The organism is Pseudomonas sp. AKS31, from assembly GCF_023634765.1.
Taxonomy (GTDB): Bacteria; Pseudomonadota; Gammaproteobacteria; order Pseudomonadales; family Pseudomonadaceae; genus Aquipseudomonas.
On record NZ_JAMLFX010000001.1, the window covers coordinates 127,966 to 144,794 of the forward strand.

At 59.7% G+C, this 16,829-nt stretch carries 15 protein-coding genes; 6 read left to right on the forward strand and 9 right to left on the reverse strand.

Translation table 11 applies throughout. From position 1 onward, the window contains the following. Positions 1 to 336 precede the first annotated feature (336 nt). The 3 genes from gltB (at position 337) to hemE (ending at position 7,488) form a co-directional block, all read left to right on the forward strand. A complete protein-coding gene (gene gltB / locus M9827_RS00580; protein ID WP_250602842.1) occupies positions 337 to 4,782 on the forward strand; it encodes a glutamate synthase large subunit in 4,446 nt (1,481 codons plus the stop codon). Positions 4,783 to 4,815: 33 nt separating this feature from the next. Beyond that, complete coding sequence (locus M9827_RS00585) at positions 4,816 to 6,234, forward strand: glutamate synthase small subunit GltD family protein (RefSeq protein WP_007909438.1); 1,419 nt, start codon at positions 4,816 to 4,818, stop codon at positions 6,232 to 6,234. A gap of 186 nt (positions 6,235 to 6,420) precedes the next feature. After that, positions 6,421 to 7,488: a uroporphyrinogen decarboxylase gene (hemE, locus tag M9827_RS00590; RefSeq protein WP_016983859.1), complete on the forward strand. Its 1,068-nt coding sequence runs from the start codon at positions 6,421 to 6,423 to the stop codon at positions 7,486 to 7,488. A 134-nt stretch (positions 7,489 to 7,622) separates the two neighbouring features. On the opposite strand, the gene M9827_RS00595 is transcribed toward hemE, so the two are convergent. Beyond that, positions 7,623 to 8,897 carry an MFS transporter gene (locus M9827_RS00595; RefSeq protein ID WP_250602843.1) on the reverse strand — a complete coding sequence of 425 codons (1,275 nt, stop codon included), beginning with the start codon at positions 8,895 to 8,897 and terminating at the stop codon, positions 7,623 to 7,625. Positions 8,898 to 9,015: 118 nt separating this feature from the next. Here M9827_RS00595 and M9827_RS00600 point away from each other — a divergent pair, with 118 nt between their 5' ends. Next, positions 9,016 to 9,912, forward strand: a complete 897-nt coding sequence (locus M9827_RS00600; protein ID WP_250602844.1) for a LysR family transcriptional regulator — start codon at positions 9,016 to 9,018, stop codon at positions 9,910 to 9,912. Positions 9,913 to 10,061: 149 nt separating this feature from the next. Here the strand turns inward: M9827_RS00600 and M9827_RS00605 are convergent, their stop codons facing one another. Continuing rightward, the gene (locus M9827_RS00605; RefSeq protein ID WP_250602845.1) at positions 10,062 to 10,454 is read right to left on the reverse strand and encodes a hypothetical protein; all 393 of its coding nucleotides are present in this window, start codon (positions 10,452 to 10,454) and stop codon (positions 10,062 to 10,064) included. A 267-nt stretch (positions 10,455 to 10,721) separates the two neighbouring features. Next, positions 10,722 to 11,159 carry an excinuclease gene (locus M9827_RS00610; protein WP_250602846.1) on the reverse strand — a complete coding sequence of 146 codons (438 nt, stop codon included), beginning with the start codon at positions 11,157 to 11,159 and terminating at the stop codon, positions 10,722 to 10,724. Between the two features lie 116 nt (positions 11,160 to 11,275). On the opposite strand from M9827_RS00610, the gene M9827_RS00615 reads away from it, so the two are divergent. Together M9827_RS00615 and M9827_RS00620 are read left to right on the forward strand one after the other, a co-directional pair. Continuing rightward, entirely contained in the window at positions 11,276 to 11,581 is a 306-nt protein-coding gene (locus tag M9827_RS00615) for a type II toxin-antitoxin system RelE/ParE family toxin (protein ID WP_038360087.1), read from the forward strand. Next, positions 11,578 to 11,865, forward strand: a complete 288-nt coding sequence (locus tag M9827_RS00620) for an addiction module antidote protein (protein WP_038360089.1) — start codon at positions 11,578 to 11,580, stop codon at positions 11,863 to 11,865. Before M9827_RS00615 ends, M9827_RS00620 begins: the two co-directional genes overlap by 4 nt. Positions 11,866 to 11,922: 57 nt before the next feature. Here M9827_RS00620 and M9827_RS00625 read toward each other — a convergent pair whose 3' ends face one another. From M9827_RS00625 to M9827_RS00650, 6 genes are read right to left on the reverse strand one after another with little or no spacing between them, the layout of a single operon-like run. Further along, positions 11,923 to 12,726 (reverse strand): hypothetical protein, encoded by an 804-nt coding sequence (locus M9827_RS00625; RefSeq protein WP_250602847.1) that lies wholly within the window; start codon positions 12,724 to 12,726, stop codon positions 11,923 to 11,925. 25 nt (positions 12,727 to 12,751) lie between these two features. Next, the gene (locus M9827_RS00630) at positions 12,752 to 13,978 is read right to left on the reverse strand and encodes a beta-ketoacyl-ACP synthase (RefSeq protein WP_250602848.1); all 1,227 of its coding nucleotides are present in this window, start codon (positions 13,976 to 13,978) and stop codon (positions 12,752 to 12,754) included. Further along, entirely contained in the window at positions 13,978 to 14,706 is a 729-nt protein-coding gene (gene fabG / locus M9827_RS00635; protein ID WP_250602849.1) for a 3-oxoacyl-ACP reductase FabG, read from the reverse strand. Before fabG ends, M9827_RS00630 begins: the two co-directional genes overlap by 1 nt. Next, positions 14,699 to 15,163 (reverse strand): hotdog family protein, encoded by a 465-nt coding sequence (locus tag M9827_RS00640; protein ID WP_250602850.1) that lies wholly within the window; start codon positions 15,161 to 15,163, stop codon positions 14,699 to 14,701. Before M9827_RS00640 ends, fabG begins: the two co-directional genes overlap by 8 nt. After that, the gene (locus tag M9827_RS00645) at positions 15,160 to 16,356 is read right to left on the reverse strand and encodes a beta-ketoacyl-[acyl-carrier-protein] synthase family protein (protein ID WP_250602851.1); all 1,197 of its coding nucleotides are present in this window, start codon (positions 16,354 to 16,356) and stop codon (positions 15,160 to 15,162) included. The genes M9827_RS00640 and M9827_RS00645 overlap by 4 nt, the downstream gene beginning before the upstream one ends. Beyond that, positions 16,353 to 16,808: a hypothetical protein gene (locus tag M9827_RS00650; protein ID WP_502943368.1), complete on the reverse strand. Its 456-nt coding sequence runs from the start codon at positions 16,806 to 16,808 to the stop codon at positions 16,353 to 16,355. The genes M9827_RS00645 and M9827_RS00650 overlap by 4 nt, the downstream gene beginning before the upstream one ends. Positions 16,809 to 16,829: the final 21 nt, after the last annotated feature.

Consider the following 16,829-nt stretch of genomic DNA (forward strand, 5'->3'; position numbering starts at 1 on the left):
TTACCCAGGCCGCCTCTCCAAGCACCTCAAAATTTCTGCAAGTGCGCGCCGTCCCTGCGACCGCGTGCCTTGTGGTGTCTGCGTCACAGTAGTCTTTGAGTCGTTGCGGTCAAAATTAAAAAAGTTTTGACTAGCACAGCAGATCGCTTTAAACCTTTCACAAATGCGACATGAATTTGCGACATTTCGTCGTCAAATTTGTGAGCCTCTGTGTCGCTGTGTACAATGACCACCCTTTTGCCCCCGCTAAGCCGGCGTACGTTCGGCGCAGGATGCAAGTGGTTGAATTGAAAAGAAATTTGCCTCGAAAAGAGGCAGCCTGGTGAGAAAGTGTCTATGAAAGCAGGTCTGTACCAACCAGATGAATTCAAGGATAACTGCGGTTTCGGCCTGATAGCCCATATGCAGGGCGAGCCCAGTCATACCCTTTTGCAAACGGCCATTGAGGCCCTGACCTGCATGACCCACCGCGGTGGGATTAATGCCGACGGCAAGACCGGTGACGGTTGCGGTCTGCTGATTCAAAAACCTGATGCGTTCCTGCGCGCCATTGCCCAGGAAGCCTTCAGCGTCGAGCTGCCCAAGCAATACGCGGTGGGCATGGTTTTCTTCAACCAGGATCCGGTCAAGGCCGAAGCCGCTCGCGAGAACATGAACCGCGAGATCCTTGCCGAAGGCCTGCAGCTGATCGGCTGGCGCAAAGTGCCCATCGACACCAGCGTCCTCGGCCGTCTGGCCCTTGAGCGCCTGCCACAGATCGAGCAGGTGTACATCGGCGGCGAAGGCCTGAGCGATCAGGACATGGCCGTGAAGCTGTTCAGCGCCCGTCGTCGTTCGTCGGTATCCAACGCCGTCGACGCCGACCACTACATCTGCAGCTTTTCGCACAAGACCATCATCTATAAAGGCCTGATGATGCCGGCCGATCTGGCCGCGTTCTATCCAGACCTGAGCGACGAGCGCCTGCAAACCGCGATCTGCGTATTCCACCAGCGCTTCTCCACCAACACCTTGCCGAAATGGCCGCTGGCTCAGCCATTCCGCTTCCTCGCCCACAACGGCGAGATCAACACCATCACCGGTAACCGTAACTGGGCGCAGGCCCGTCGGACCAAGTTCACCAACGATCTGATGGATCTGGAAGAGCTCGGCCCGCTGGTCAACCGTGTCGGTTCCGACTCCTCGAGCATGGACAACATGCTCGAACTGATGGTCACCGGTGGCATCGACCTGTTCCGTGGCGTGCGGATGATCATTCCGCCTGCGTGGCAGAACGTCGAAACCATGGACCCGGATCTGCGTGCGTTCTACGAGTACAACTCGATGCACATGGAGCCGTGGGACGGCCCGGCCGGCGTGGTCATGACCGATGGTCGTTACGCAGTGTGCCTGCTCGACCGTAACGGTCTGCGTCCGGCGCGCTGGGTCACCACCAAAAACGGCTTCATCACCCTCGCTTCGGAAATCGGCGTGTGGAACTATCAGCCTGAAGACGTGCTCGCCAAGGGCCGTGTCGGTCCTGGCCAGATCTTCGCCGTGGACACCGAAACCGGGCAGATCCTCGACACCGATGCGATCGACAACCGTCTGAAATCCCGTCATCCGTACAAGCAATGGCTGCGCAAGAATGCCCTGCGCATTCAGGCGACCATGGAAGACAACGACCACGGTTCAGCCTTCTACGACGTCGATCAGCTCAAGCAATACATGAAGATGTATCAGGTCACGTTCGAAGAGCGCGATCAGGTCCTGCGTCCGCTCGGCGAGCAAGGCTACGAAGCCGTGGGCTCGATGGGCGACGACACGCCGATGGCCGTGCTGTCGCAACGTGTGCGCACGCCGTACGACTACTTCCGCCAGCAGTTCGCGCAGGTCACCAACCCGCCGATCGACCCGCTGCGGGAAGCGATCGTGATGTCGCTGGAAATCTGCCTCGGTGCCGAGCGCAACATCTTCCAGGAGTCGCCGGAACACGCCTCGCGCGTGATCCTCAGCTCGCCGGTCATTTCGCCGGCCAAGTGGCGCTCGCTGATGAACCTCGACCGCCCGGGTTTCGAGCGGCAGATCATCGACCTCAACTACGACGAAAGCGTCGGCCTCGAAGCGGCCATCCGCAACGTTGCCGATCAGGCTGAAGAAGCCGTGCGCGCCGGGCGTACCCAGATCGTTCTGAGCGACCGCCATATCGCGCCGGGCAAGCTGCCGATCCACGCCTCGCTGGCGACCGGCGCGGTGCACCACCGCCTTACCGAAAAAGGCCTGCGTTGCGATTCCAACATCCTCGTTGAAACCGCAACTGCCCGTGATCCGCATCACTTTGCCGTGCTGATCGGTTTCGGTGCCTCGGCGGTGTATCCGTTCCTGGCCTACGAAGTGCTGGGCGACCTGATCCGTACCGGTGAAGTGCTGGGTGACCTCTACGAGGTGTTCAAGAACTACCGCAAAGGCATCACCAAAGGCCTGCTGAAGATCCTCTCGAAGATGGGCATCTCGACCATCGCCTCGTACCGTGGTGCGCAGCTGTTCGAGGCCATCGGCCTGTCCGAAGAAGTCTGCGACCTGAGCTTCCGTGGCGTGCCGAGCCGCATCAAGGGTGCGCGCTTCGTCGACATCGAAGCCGAGCAGAAAGCACTCGCCGTCGAAGCCTGGAGCCCGCGCAAGCCGATCCAGCAGGGCGGTCTGCTGAAGTTCGTCCACGGTGGCGAATACCACGCCTACAACCCGGACGTGGTCAACACCCTGCAAGCCGCCGTGCAGCAGGGCGACTACGCCAAGTTCAAGGAATACACCTCGCTGGTGGACAACCGTCCGGTGTCGATGATTCGCGACCTGTTCAAGGTCAAGACCCTCGACAAACCGTTGGACATCAGTGAAATCGAGCCGCTGGAATCGGTGCTCAAGCGCTTTGACTCCGCTGGTATCTCGCTGGGCGCCTTGTCGCCGGAAGCGCACGAAGCCCTGGCCGAAGCCATGAACCGCCTCGGTGCGCGTTCCAACTCCGGTGAAGGTGGTGAAGACCCGGCACGTTACGGCACCATCAAGAGCTCGAAAATCAAGCAAGTTGCCACTGGCCGTTTCGGTGTAACCCCGGAATACCTGGTCAACGCTGAAGTGCTGCAGATCAAGGTTGCGCAAGGCGCCAAGCCGGGCGAGGGCGGGCAACTGCCGGGCGGCAAGGTCAACGGGCTGATCGCCAAGCTGCGTTACGCAGTGCCGGGCGTGACCCTGATTTCGCCGCCGCCGCACCACGATATCTATTCGATCGAAGATTTGTCGCAGCTGATCTTTGACCTTAAACAGGTCAACCCGAAGGCACTGGTTTCGGTGAAGCTGGTAGCGGAAGCGGGCGTCGGCACCATCGCCGCCGGTGTGGCCAAGGCCTATGCGGACTTGATCACCATCTCCGGCTACGACGGTGGTACCGGTGCTTCGCCGCTGACCTCGATCAAATACGCTGGCGCACCGTGGGAACTCGGCCTCGCTGAAACCCACCAGACCCTGCGCGGCAACGACCTGCGCGGCAAAGTCCGGGTGCAGACCGACGGCGGCCTGAAAACCGGCCTCGACGTGATCAAGGCTGCAATCCTCGGCGCCGAAAGCTTCGGCTTCGGTACTGCGCCGATGATCGCGCTGGGCTGCAAATACCTGCGTATCTGCCACCTGAACAACTGCGCCACCGGCGTTGCGACGCAGAACGAGAAGCTGCGCAAGGATCACTACATCGGCACCGTCGACATGGTGGTGAATTTCTTCACCTACGTCGCCGAAGAAACCCGTGAGTGGCTGGCCAAGCTCGGCGTGCGCTCCCTCGAAGAGCTGATCGGTCGTACCGATCTGCTGGAAATCCTCGAAGGCCAGACCGCCAAGCAGCATCACCTGGATTTGACCCCGCTGCTGGGCAGCGATCACATCCCGGCAGACAAGCCGCAGTTCTGCGGTGTTGAGCGCAACCCGCCGTTCGACCAAGGCCTGCTGGCCGAGAAAATGGTCGAGATGGCTTCGTCGGCGATCAACGACATGAGCGGTGCCGAATTCGACCTGGACATCTGCAACTGCGACCGTTCGATCGGCGCGCGGATCTCCGGCGAAATCGCGCGCAAGCACGGCAACCAGGGCATGGCGAAAGCGCCGATCACCTTCCGCTTCAAAGGGACGGCGGGTCAGAGCTTCGGCGTGTGGAATGCCGGCGGTCTGAACATGTACCTCGAAGGCGACGCCAACGACTACGTCGGCAAAGGCATGACCGGTGGCAAACTGACCATCGTGCCGCCGAAGGGCAGCGTTTATAAGACTCAGGAAAGCGCCATCATCGGCAACACCTGCCTGTACGGCGCGACTGGCGGCAAGCTGTTCGCCGCCGGCACCGCAGGCGAGCGTTTCGCCGTGCGTAACTCCGGTGCCCACACGGTTGTGGAAGGCACTGGCGATCACTGCTGTGAGTACATGACCGGTGGTTTTGTCTGCGTTCTGGGCAAGACCGGTTACAACTTCGGCTCTGGCATGACCGGTGGTTTTGCCTATGTGCTTGATCAGGACAACACCTTCGTTGACCGGGTCAACCACGAACTGGTGGAAATCCAGCGGATCAGCGGCGAGGCGATGGAAGCCTATCGCAGCCACCTGCAAAACGTGCTGAACGAGTACGTCGCGGAAACCGACAGCGAGTGGGGTCGTGAACTCGCCGAAAACCTCGATGACTACCTGCGCCGTTTCTGGCTGGTCAAGCCTAAGGCTGCCAACCTGAAGTCGTTGCTTTCCAGCACTCGTGCCAACCCGCAGTGATATGCGCCTGAAGAGTTTGATGAGGTTTTAACAATGGCTGAACGTCTGAATAACGACTTCCAGTTCATCGATGTCGGGCGCAAGGATCCGAAGAAGAAACTGTTGCGTCAACGCAAGAAAGAGTTCGTGGAAATCTACGAACCGTTCAAACCCCAGCAGTCGGCCGATCAGGCCCACCGCTGCCTGGGTTGTGGCAACCCGTATTGCGAATGGAAGTGCCCGGTGCACAACTTCATTCCCAACTGGCTCAAATTGGTGGCCGAAGGCAACATCCTTCAGGCCGCCGAACTGTCGCACCAGACCAATACCCTGCCGGAAGTCTGCGGCAGGGTGTGCCCGCAGGATCGTCTGTGCGAGGGTGCCTGCACCCTTAACGACGGTTTCGGCGCGGTGACCATCGGTTCGGTCGAGAAGTACATCACCGACACCGCGTTCGCCATGGGCTGGCGCCCGGACATGTCCAAGGTCAAACCGACCGGCAAACGTGTCGCGATCATCGGCGCCGGCCCGGCGGGTCTGGGTTGTGCCGACGTGCTGGTACGCGGCGGTGTGACCCCGGTGGTGTTCGACAAGAACCCGGAAATCGGTGGTCTGCTGACCTTCGGCATCCCCGAGTTCAAGCTGGAAAAGACCGTGCTGAGCAATCGTCGCGAAGTCTTCACCGGCATGGGCATCGAGTTCCGTCTGAACACTGAAGTCGGCAAAGACGTGACCATGGAACAACTGCTCGCCGAATACGATGCGGTGTTCATGGGCATGGGCACCTACACCTACATGAAGGGCGGTTTTGCCGGTGAGGATCTGCCAGGCGTTTATGACGCACTGGACTTCCTGATCGCCAACGTCAATCGCAACCTGGGCTTTGAAAAGTCGCCGGAAGATTTCGTCGACATGAAAGGCAAGAAGGTTGTGGTGCTCGGCGGCGGCGACACGGCGATGGACTGCAACCGCACGTCGATCCGTCAGGGCGCCAAATCGGTGACCTGCGCGTATCGTCGTGACGAAGCGAACATGCCCGGCTCGCGCAAAGAGGTGAAGAACGCCAAGGAAGAAGGCGTGAAATTCCTCTACAACCGCCAGCCGATCGCCATTGTCGGTGAAGACAAGGTCGAAGGCGTGAAGGTGGTCGAGACCCGTCTAGGCGAACCGGATGCCCGTGGCCGTCGCAGCCCAGAGCCGATCCCGGGTTCCGAAGAGATCATCCCGGCCGACGCCGTGGTTATCGCTTTCGGCTTCCGCCCGAGCCCGGCACCTTGGTTCGAGCAGTTCGAGATCCAGACCGACAGCCAGGGCCGCGTTGTTGCGCCTGAGCAAGGTCAGTACAAGCACCAGACCAGCAACCCGAAAATCTTCGCCGGTGGCGACATGGTGCGCGGTTCCGACCTGGTGGTGACGGCGATCTTCGAAGGCCGCAATGCCGCCGAAGGGATCCTCGATTACCTGGGCGTCTAAACCCGTTTTAAGCTGCACCGCAATACCTGTGGGAGCTGGCAAGCCAGCTCCCACAGTGTTTTGTGGCGTCACAAAGTCTGCATTCCAACGCAATAAATTGACCCTATAGACAAAAGGCTGACCTGCATCCGTGCCTTTTCCCTCGCGCTCTGAGAAAATGCCCGCACTTTTTTTCCGGATGCCGACATGACTGCCCTGAAGAACGACCGTTTCCTCCGCGCCCTGCTCAAGCAACCCGTTGACGTCACCCCGGTGTGGATGATGCGCCAGGCCGGCCGCTACCTGCCGGAATACCGCGCCAGCCGCGCCCAGGCCGGTGATTTCATGAGCCTGTGCATGAATCCGGAATTCGCTTGCGAAGTCACGATGCAACCGCTTGACCGCTATCCACAACTGGACGCGGCGATCCTGTTTTCCGACATCCTCACCATCCCCGATGCCATGGGCCAAGGCCTGTACTTCGAGACCGGTGAAGGTCCGCGTTTCAAGAAAGTCGTCAGCACCCTGGCTGACATCGAAGCGCTGCCGATCCCTGATCCGCACAAAGACCTCGGCTACGTCATGGACGCGGTCAGCACCATCCGTCGCGAGCTCAACGGTCGTGTGCCGCTGATCGGTTTCTCCGGCAGCCCGTGGACCTTGGCGACCTACATGGTCGAAGGCGGCTCGTCGAAGGACTTCCGCAAGACCAAAGCGATGCTTTACGACAACCCGCAAGCCATGCACCTGCTGCTGGATAAACTGGCGCAATCGGTGACTTCGTACCTCAACGGCCAGATCATGGCCGGCGCGCAAGCGGTGCAGATCTTCGATACCTGGGGCGGCAACCTGTCGGCGGCGGCGTACCAGGAATTCTCGCTGGCCTACATGAAGAAAATCGTCAGCGGCCTGATCCGCGAGCACGACGGTCGAAAGGTCCCGGTGATTCTGTTCACCAAAAACGGCGGCCTGTGGCTGGAAAGCATCGCCGACGCCGGTGCCGACGCGCTCGGCCTGGACTGGACCTGCGACATCGGCAACGCCCGCGCCCGTGTTGGTGACAAGGTTGCCTTGCAAGGCAACATGGACCCAACCGTACTCTACGCAAAACCGGAAGCGATCCGCACTGAAGTCGGGCGCATTCTGGCGAGCTACGGCAAGGGCAGCGGTCATGTGTTCAACCTCGGCCATGGCATCACGCCTGAGGTTGATCCGGAGCATGCCGGTGCGTTCCTGCGCGCGGTGCATGAGCTGTCGGCGCAGTATCACGAGTGATCGCGACACAATAAAAAACGCCCGGCTAAATGCCGGGCGTTTTATCAAGATCAAAAGATCGCAGCCTGCGGCAGCTCCTACATTGGGATTCGCGTTTCCCTGTAGGAGCTGCCGAAGGCTGCGATCTTTTGCTTTTAAGCTTTCACACCGCCAAGTGGCGGCAACTTCGCCAGCTTCAACGCCACCAACAGCGCCACCAGCAACAACGCGCCGATAAACAAGCCGATCCCGTTCCAGCCGCCGAGATGCCAGAACACCCCGCCCGCCGTCCCGGCAATACTCGACCCGGCGTAATAACTGAACAGGTACAACGACGACGCCTGGCCCTTGGCCTTGGTCGCGCGTCGACCGATCCAGCTACTCGCCACCGAGTGCGCACCGAAGAAACCAAAGGTGAAAATCAACATGCCGACAATCACCAGCAACAGTGGCGTAAACATCGTCAATGCCAGGCCGGCAAACATCAGCGCAATGGTCGCCCACAACACTTTGCGTCGCCCCAGTTTGTCCGCCAGCGAACCAATCTTTGCCGAGCTGTAGATGCCCGACAGGTACACCACCGACAGCAAGCCGACGAACACCTGATCGAGGTTGTACGGCGCGGCCAGCAAGCGATAACCGATGTAGTTGAACAGCGTGACGAACGCGCCCATCAGCACGAACGCTTCAAGAAACAGCAGCGGCAGCCCGGCATCGCGAAAGTGCATGGTGAAGCCGTCGAGCAAACTGCGCGGGTGCAGCGAGCGTGAACGGAAGTTGCGCGACTCGGGAAGGATTTTCCAGAACACCGCTGCGGCAATCATCGCCAGACCGCCGATCACCAGCATCGCCGTGTGCCAACTGACGAAGTCGATCAACACCCCGGTAATCAAGCGCCCGCTCATTCCGCCAATCGCGTTGCCGCCGATGTACAAACCCATCGCCAGACCAATGTGCTGCGGATGGATCTCTTCGCTCAGATACGTCATCGCCACCGCTGCCAGCCCGCTCAACGACAGCCCGATCAGCGCGCGCATGATCAGCACGCCTTCCCAACTCGGCATCATTGCACTGGCCATGGTGCACAGCGCTGCCGCGAACAGCGCCGTCACCATCACCGGTTTGCGCCCGATCCGATCGGAAATTGGCCCGGTGATCAACAAACCGATGGCGAGCATGCCGGTGGCCACCGAAAGGATCAGGCTGCTCTGCGCCGCGTTGATCCCGTACTCGTGGGACAGCAGCGGCATCATCGGCTGCACGCAATAGAGCAGGGCAAACGTCGCGAACCCGCCGCTGAACAGCGCCAGCACCGTGCGCATGAACATCGGCGTGCCTTTTTCGATGTAGATCTCTTGTAGCTCGGCGGCGACATCGTCCGCGGCAGCAGGCGGGACTTCGTGGGCAAGGGGCGCGACAGCAGTTTTCACTTCAGACCTCGGAGGGCACGGCCAGGCAGGCAATGAAAAAATCATATAGCTGGCTAATGTTTCTATCCAATATATTGTTCGACCTGTTTTATAGCTTTAACGACCTAATGGGGTTTCCATGGAATTGCGTCATCTGCGCTACTTCATCGCCGTCGCCGAAGAACTGCATTTCGGCCGTGCGGCACAGGTGCTGGGGATTTCTCAGCCACCACTGAGTCAGCAGATTCAGGCGCTGGAGCAAGAGGTTGGCGCGCGGTTGTTCGAGCGCACCAATCGGCGGGTCGAACTGAGTGAGGCCGGCCGGCTCTTCCTGGAAGAGGCGCGGCAGGTCCTGGCGCAAGTGGATAAAGCGGCGGACGTCGCCCGACGCGCGCAACTGGGTGAATTGGGCGAGTTAAAGATTGGTTTCACCTCGTCGGCACCGTTCAACTCGACGATTCCGCAGGCGATCTTTTCCTTTCGTCAACGCTTTCAGGCGGTGCATCTGAACCTGCGCGAGATGAGCAGCACCATGGTCGCCGATGCCCTGCTCGATCAATCGATCGAGGTGGGGATCATGCGCCCGCTGGGCTTGCCGGATTCGTTGAGCGTGGTTGAGTTGATGCGCGAGCCGTTAGTGGCGGTGCTCAGTTCCAAGCATCCGTTGGCCCAGGGCAGCGACCAAGGTCTTTTCCTCTCGGCGCTGGCGCTGGAACCGTTCGTGTTTTTCCCGCGCAGCTATGGCAGCGGGCTCTATGCGCAATTGCTGAGCCTGGCGCGCGATGCCGGATTCAGTCCGCACTTCGCCCAAGAGGCGGGCGAGGCGATGACCATTATCGGTCTGGTCGCAGCGGGGCTGGGGGTTTCGGTGCTGCCCGCGTCCTATCAGCGGATGCGCATCGACGGCGTAGTCTATCGACCATTGCTGGATCCAGAGGCTGTTTCTGCGGTGTGGCTGGTGCAGCGCAAGGATCAGAAGTCACCGATGGCCAAGGCGTTTGTCGAACTGCTTACGCGTAAGGTCGAGCCTTTGTGAGGGCTGATGGCCCTTCGCGAGCAGCCTTACACCCATTTGATCAACGTCACCTGTGGGAGCAAGCCTGCCCGAGAAGAAGCCCGAAGTAGAAGGCACATAAGTTCAGTGAGCCGACCAAGGTAACCTCACGAGAACCGCGAAATAGATTTTTATTGAGCTAACAGATATTTATTAATAACATTTAGGTTTATAAATATCCGGCACCTCATTGTGGTTGAATTGTGGGTGGTTATGACTTCCTTTTCAGTGTCAATGGTAGATGGGTGGGTGTCGCCAAAATGAAAGTCCTCGATATACTTGTCGAGAGATATCGGGGTCGAAGAGCCACTGGCGGTTACCTTGGCCGTCAATAAGTATTCCTTTATGGATGGGCGGTGAAGCATTTCAAAAAACGGATCCTGCTGCCGGGGTTTTACGTTGAAGATGTATGTTGCCTGCTCTTCAAATGTTTGATTGGCGCTATTGGCGTCTTTAGTGGCTTGCACCATCAATGATACCAACATGCTCTTAAGTTCTGCTTCGTCTTTTATGGTTGTGGTCATTTAACTGAACTCCAGTAGATTTTGGCAAAGTAAGATATCTTTCTCTGGGTTGTAATGCATGAGTTCGCGAAGAATGAAAATAAAACAGTTCGATTCCCTTCGCACCTGTCAACCTTGACAGGTTTTAAGAATATATTTCTTGTTGCTGTGCGCTTTTTGGTTGATTTCTATATAAGCATTGCTTTTATCAGCAGATGAATAATTAACGTATACGTACTGCGGCAGTATCAATCCGTGTCCGGTCAATGGCTTCAAAGTGATTTCAGGTTAATCTACGTGGAACAAATCCCCCTTCAACGCCACCCGCGTGACAAATACCCCCGCCCGGCACTCGTACGTATTCAAATCCTTGCGCACATGCTGGTCGTAATAGCTGACGATATTGACCACCGCATTCGCGCCGACCCGCTTGGCATCGGCCTGCAATTTGATCAGATTCGACTGCAGCACCCACTCGCAGGAGTTGTGGTCACTCTTGTTGAAGCCATTGGTCTTCAAATCACTGACCACCCCTCGGCGTAACAACTGCTGCGTCCCCTGCGGCCCATTGCCGAGAAGATAGAATTTCACACTGCCATCCAGCCGCCCGGCGCGAATCGCATCCGACAGCACGGTTTCGAAGGGCATGTACATCAGGTTGGTGGCGTGGCTGGAGCTGGGCAGTAGCGCGAAAAGCGCAGCGGCGATCAGGGCTTTCACTTGCATGGTCATCTCCTTGACGTAGCGATGAACATTCGCTGATTCAAAGAGTGTAGACACCGTACATCTGCTACAGAGAAAACAGTGTGGAGTATGTGTAGCTCAAAGGCTACACTTCGGCCATGACTGAGATTCTTCGAAGTTCCACATTTTCCAGCTGGCTTTTAAAGTTGGCTGATAGTCGCGCCAGGATGCGTATTCAGGTGCGAATTGATCGTATGGCTGACGGAAATTTTGGCGATGTCAAAGCTATCGGTGAAGGGCTCAGCGAAGTCAGAATTGACTATGGCCCCGGATATCGAGTCTATTTCATGCAACAAGGTCGGCAAGTGGTCATCCTCCTTTGCGGCGGAGACAAGAGCAGCCAACCCCGAGACATCAAGCAAGCCAGGCTCATCGCGGAGTCCTGGCAGGAGCAAAACCCATGACCGAAAAATTCACTCGTTGGGACTCAGCCGAGTACCTCAAGACAGAAGAGGACATGGCTAACTATCTGGACGCCTGCATGGAGGAGGCTGGAGATGACCCGGCTTTTATCGCCAAGGCACTTGGCACCATAGCAAGAGCGCGAGGCATGACTCAGGTCGCACGTGACGCAGGGTTGTCCCGAGAGAGCCTCTACCGCGCACTATCAGGTGAAGGAAACCCCGAGTTCGGAACAATCCTGAAAGTGGTGAAGGCGTTAGGGTTGAAGTTACACGCCAGTACTTGATCCGGGCTGAATGACAAAGGGCGCCAAATGGCGCCCTTTGTCGTTTCTGCAATCCCATCAATCCACGTGCGCCAGATCCCCACGCAGCGCCACGCTCGACACCACCAGCCCGGCACGGCACTGGAATTTTTCAGTGTCTTTGTACAGGTCGCGCTGGTCGACACTGGCGATGTTGATCACCGCATTGGCGTCGGCGTTCTTCGCCGCGTTCTGCAGGGTCGCCAGAGCCGATTGCAGGGCCCAGAAGCAGGCGTCTTCATCGGATTTGTTCGAGCCGTTGGTCTTGCGGCTGCTGCTCACGGTGTCGAGTTTGCGCACCTGTTTTGGCAGGGTTTCGCCGGCCAGGTAGAACTTCACGCTGCCGTCGAGCAGGCCGGCGTCGGTGGCACGTTTGACGCCTTCACGGAAGCTCAGGTACGTCGGCTCGTCGGCGCCTTGTTTGACGATGCCCAGGTCGTTGACGAACTCGATGTCCGGGTTGATCGACAGCTCTTTGAGCACGTTGTCGCGCAGGCGGTTGACCCAGCGGTTGTAGTTGCCATGGATCTTGCCGTCCTTGGCATCGAGGCCGTAGCTGCTGCGGTAGTCGATTTCAAACGAAGTCGGGGTGAACGGGATGTCGACTTCGGCGTGATGGCGACCGCGCACGGTGATCGCCGCTTTGATCATGCCCGGACGCACCGACTGCACGACCCATTGGCGGTCGTTGAGCGCGGTGACGATCGCGCGGCTCATCTGTTGCTGGGTGAAGCCGAGGTTGGGCGAGAACTCTTCCTTGGCGTTGTAAACCGGTTTGCTGGTGCAACCGCCGAGCACAAGAACAAGTGCCAGTAGCGCGGCGATGCGGTGAAACTGAGTCATTCCCTTCACTCCAAACGTGTTGCGGTCAGTGCCAGCGGCGGAAAATCAACGAGGTGTTGACGCCACCAAAAGCGAAATTGTTGTTCATCACGTAGTCGTGATGCATCTGGCGGAATTCGCCGCGCAGGTAATCGAGCTTGCCGCAATGCGGATCGACCTCGTCGAGGTTGAACGTGTGCACGTACAGGTCGCGGTTCATCATCTCGATGCTGAACCACGACTCCAGCGCGCCGCAGGCGCCGAGGGTGTGGCCGAGGAAGCTCTTCTGCGAGCTGATCGGCATGCGTTCGCCGAACAAACTGCTGGTCGCCAGTGTTTCGGCAATGTCGCCCTGTTCTGTAGCCGTGCCGTGACCATTTACATAGCCGATGGCATCCGGGGTCAGCCCAGCGTCTTCCAGCGCCAGTTCCATGGCGCGGCGCATGGTCACTTGTTCCGGGCGGGTGGTGTGCTGGCCGTCGGCGTTGCTGCCGAAACCGACGATCTCGGCGTGGATGTGCGCACCGCGGGCGAGGGCGTGTTCCAGCTCCTCGAGCACCAGCATGCCGCCGCCTTCACCGATCACCAGACCGTCACGGCCCTTGTCGTAAGGGCGTGGGCTGGTCTGTGGGGCATCGTTTTTCAGGCTGGTGGCGTAGAGCGCGTCGAAGACCATGGCTTCGGTCGGGCACAGCTCTTCGGCGCCGCCGGCGAGCATCAGCGGCAGGCGACCGAACTTGATCGCCTCGTAGGCGTAACCGATGCCCTGGCTGCCGCTGGTGCAGGCGCTGGACGTCGGGATCAAACGACCGGTGAGGCCAAAGAAAATGCTGATATTGGCGGCGGTGGTGTGCGGCATCATCCGCACGTAGGAGTTGGCGTTGAGGCCTTCGGCCACCGAGTTGAGCAGCATGTTGCCGAACGCTTTGATCTCGTCGGTGCTGCCGGTGGACGAACCACAGGCCACGCCCATGCGCCCGTCCTTGATCGATTCATCGCCGAGCAGACCAGCGTCAGCCAGGGCTTTTTCCGCCGCGCCGACTGCCAGTCGCGACACCCGGCCCATGCTGCGCAGTTGCTTGCGGGTCCAGTGCGCGGGCACTTCGAAGTCATCGATCGGCCCGGCCAGACGCGTGTTGAGTTCGCTGAAGCGATCCCACTCGTCCATGCGGCGGATGCCGCTGCGGTTGGCCGCGAAGTTGCCGGCAATGGTCTCCCAGTCGCTGCCCAGCGAAGTGATGCCGGCCATGCCGGTGACGACGACGCGCTTCATCAGCACAAGCCTCCGTTGACCGCCAGAACCTGGCGGGTGATGTACGAGGCTTCCGCCGACATCAGGAAATTCACCGCAGCGGCCACCTCTTGCGGGGTGCCCATGCGTTGCGCGGGGATCATTTTCATCAATTCTTCCACCGGCACGTTTTCATCGAGCATCGCCGTGTCGATCAGGCCCGGTGCGACGCAGTTAACCGTGATTTTGCGCTTGCCCAGCTCGATCGCCAACGCCTTTGCCGCGCCGATCACGCCGGCCTTGGAGGCGCTGTAGTTGACCTGGCCACGGTTGCCGATCAGTCCCGACACCGAAGTGATGCAGACAATGCGACCGGCGGCGCGGCGGCGGATCATCGGCATCATCACCGGGTGCAGCACGTTGTAGAAACCGTCGAGGTTGGTGCGCAAAACCACGTCCCAATCGTCGTCGCTCAGCGCTGGAAACGCGCCGTCGCGGGTCAGCCCGGCGTTGAGCACCACGCCGTAATAGGCGCCGTGGCTTTCGACGTCGGCTTCAAGAATGGTTTTGCAGGTTTCCCGGTCGGCAACGTCGAATTGCAGAATCCGCGCCTGCCGCCCCAAGGCTTCGATTTCAGCCTGAACGGCTTGCGCTTCGGCCACACCGCTGCGGCAATGCAGGACGATATCGTGCCCGGCTTGTGCCAGGCGCAAGGCAATGGCGCGGCCGATGCCACGGCTGGAGCCGGTGACCAGTACGGATTCAGTCATCGTTCGACTCCTGTGTCTGTTGCAGATATTGATTGACCTGAGGCGGACGGAACACATTCAGACGCGCGCTGGCGTGAATGCCGGCGCCGTTGATATGGCATTCGAAAACGCCCATGCCGTTGTCGTCTTCCAGCGAGCGCAGGCCATGGATGGTCAGCTCGCTGCCGGCGGGAAAGGCTTCGACATTGCACTCAAACTTGCGCGTACCGAGCAGAAAGCCCAGCTCCACCGGATTGCCTTTCTGCCGCGCGTGGCACCCGGCAAACGCGGCGACGCTTTGCGCCATCAGCTCGATGCCGACCCAGGCCGGCAGGCTGCCGTCGGGCAGATTGAACAGGCCATCAGGCTTGACCGTGAGGCGGGTGTAAATCTGCTCGTCGTCAAAGCTCGTGATGCTGTCGATCAGAATCATGTCGCCCGCATGGGGCAGTAGTTCGGCGAGCGGCCAATCAGTCATGGGGCGTCTCCGATAATCAGGCTGACGTTGTTGCCGCCGAAGGCAAACGAGTTGCTCATCAGGTAGCGGGGTGCAATGGACGTCAGGCGCTCGCTCGTGGTCACCCACTGCAGTGGCGGCAGCGCGGGATCGGCCTGCGCATCCCAGACGTGCGGCGGCAAGGCGTGATCTGGATTGTCGGCGCTCAGGCTCAGCCAGCAGAACGCCGCCTCCAGCGCGCCGGCCGCGCCGAGGGTGTGGCCGGTCATCGGTTTGGTCGACGAGCAGGCCACGCCCTCAGGGAATAGCGTGGCAACCGCCAGACTTTCCATGGCGTCGTTGTGTTGGGTAGCGGTGCCGTGCAGGTTCAGGTAGCTGATCTGCGCTGCTTGCAGATGAGCGCGGTTCAAGGCTTTCTGCATCGCTTGCAAGGCACCGCGCCCGGTCGGCTCAGGGGCGGAAATGTGATGGGCGTCGGAGCTGGCGCCGGCGCCGAGCAAGGCAATGGTCGGGCCGTCGCCGGGTTGCTTGCTCATGACGAACAGCACCGCAGCTTCACCGATGTTGATGCCGCTGCGGTTGGCCGAGAATGGATTGCAGCGCTCGTCGGACATCGCTTCAAGTGACGAGAAACCGTTGAGGGTCAGTTTGCACAGGCTGTCGACGCCGCCACACAGCACCGCGTCGCACAGGCCCAGATCGAGCAAACGCTGAGCGCTCATCAGTGCCCGGGCGCTGGAGGTGCACGCCGTGGAAATCACATACGCCGGGCCGCTCAGTTGCAGCCAGTCGGCGAGGAAATTGGCCGGTGCGCCGAGTTCCTGTTGACGATAATCGTATTCCGCCGGGAACTCCTGCTCGCGAATATAGTGCGCCAGACCACGGCTGGCCTCGTCGATGCCCGAAGTGCTGGTGCCGAGGACCACGCCGATGCGCTCACGGCCGAAGGTCTGGATCGCTTGATCGATGTCATCGCGAATCTGCAACGCCGCTTCCAGCAGCAACTGATTGTTGCGGCTGCGTTGATCGACGAGTTCTGCCGGGATCGGCGCCAGCTCACCGCGGACGGCAGCGACGGGCAACTCACGCTCCGCCACCCAGCCGGACTCGGGGCGCATACCCGAGCAGTCGCCGGCGAACAGGTTGCGCGCAACGGTTTGTTTATCGCGGCCCAGTGCGCAGATCACGCCGAGGGCATTCAGGTAAGCGGTCATGGCGTTGGTTCATCCAACGGAGAAACGCGATAGTGCGGGCCTTGGGGCAGGTTCAATTCGAAGCTCAACGGTTGTGAATAACGGATATCCCAGCGTGTCGGCAGGGAGCGTTGCTGGCCCTGTTGCAGCGCGGCGGGGTAATTGCGCTGCAACTCGCCGGACGGGGTCAGGGCGAACAACAGCGCGGCAAACAATTCCCGGGCTTCCGGGTTCGGTGGCAGCAGCCCATCGGCCTGCCAGTGGCCGTCGATCAGTTGCTGACGCGCCTGGGGAATGCCCAGCGGATCCATCATCGACCAGCGAATGCCTGGGCCTTCGCGCTGGATCACCAGCAACCAGTCCTGACGTTGTTCGGCTTGCTGGCGTTCGATGTGCAATTGCAGCGGCAGGGGCAGCGTCGGGTTGCCTGCCGGTAGCGGCGCCTGGCTGGCGCAGGCACTTAACAAAAGCATCAAGCCGACCACAAAAAGTCG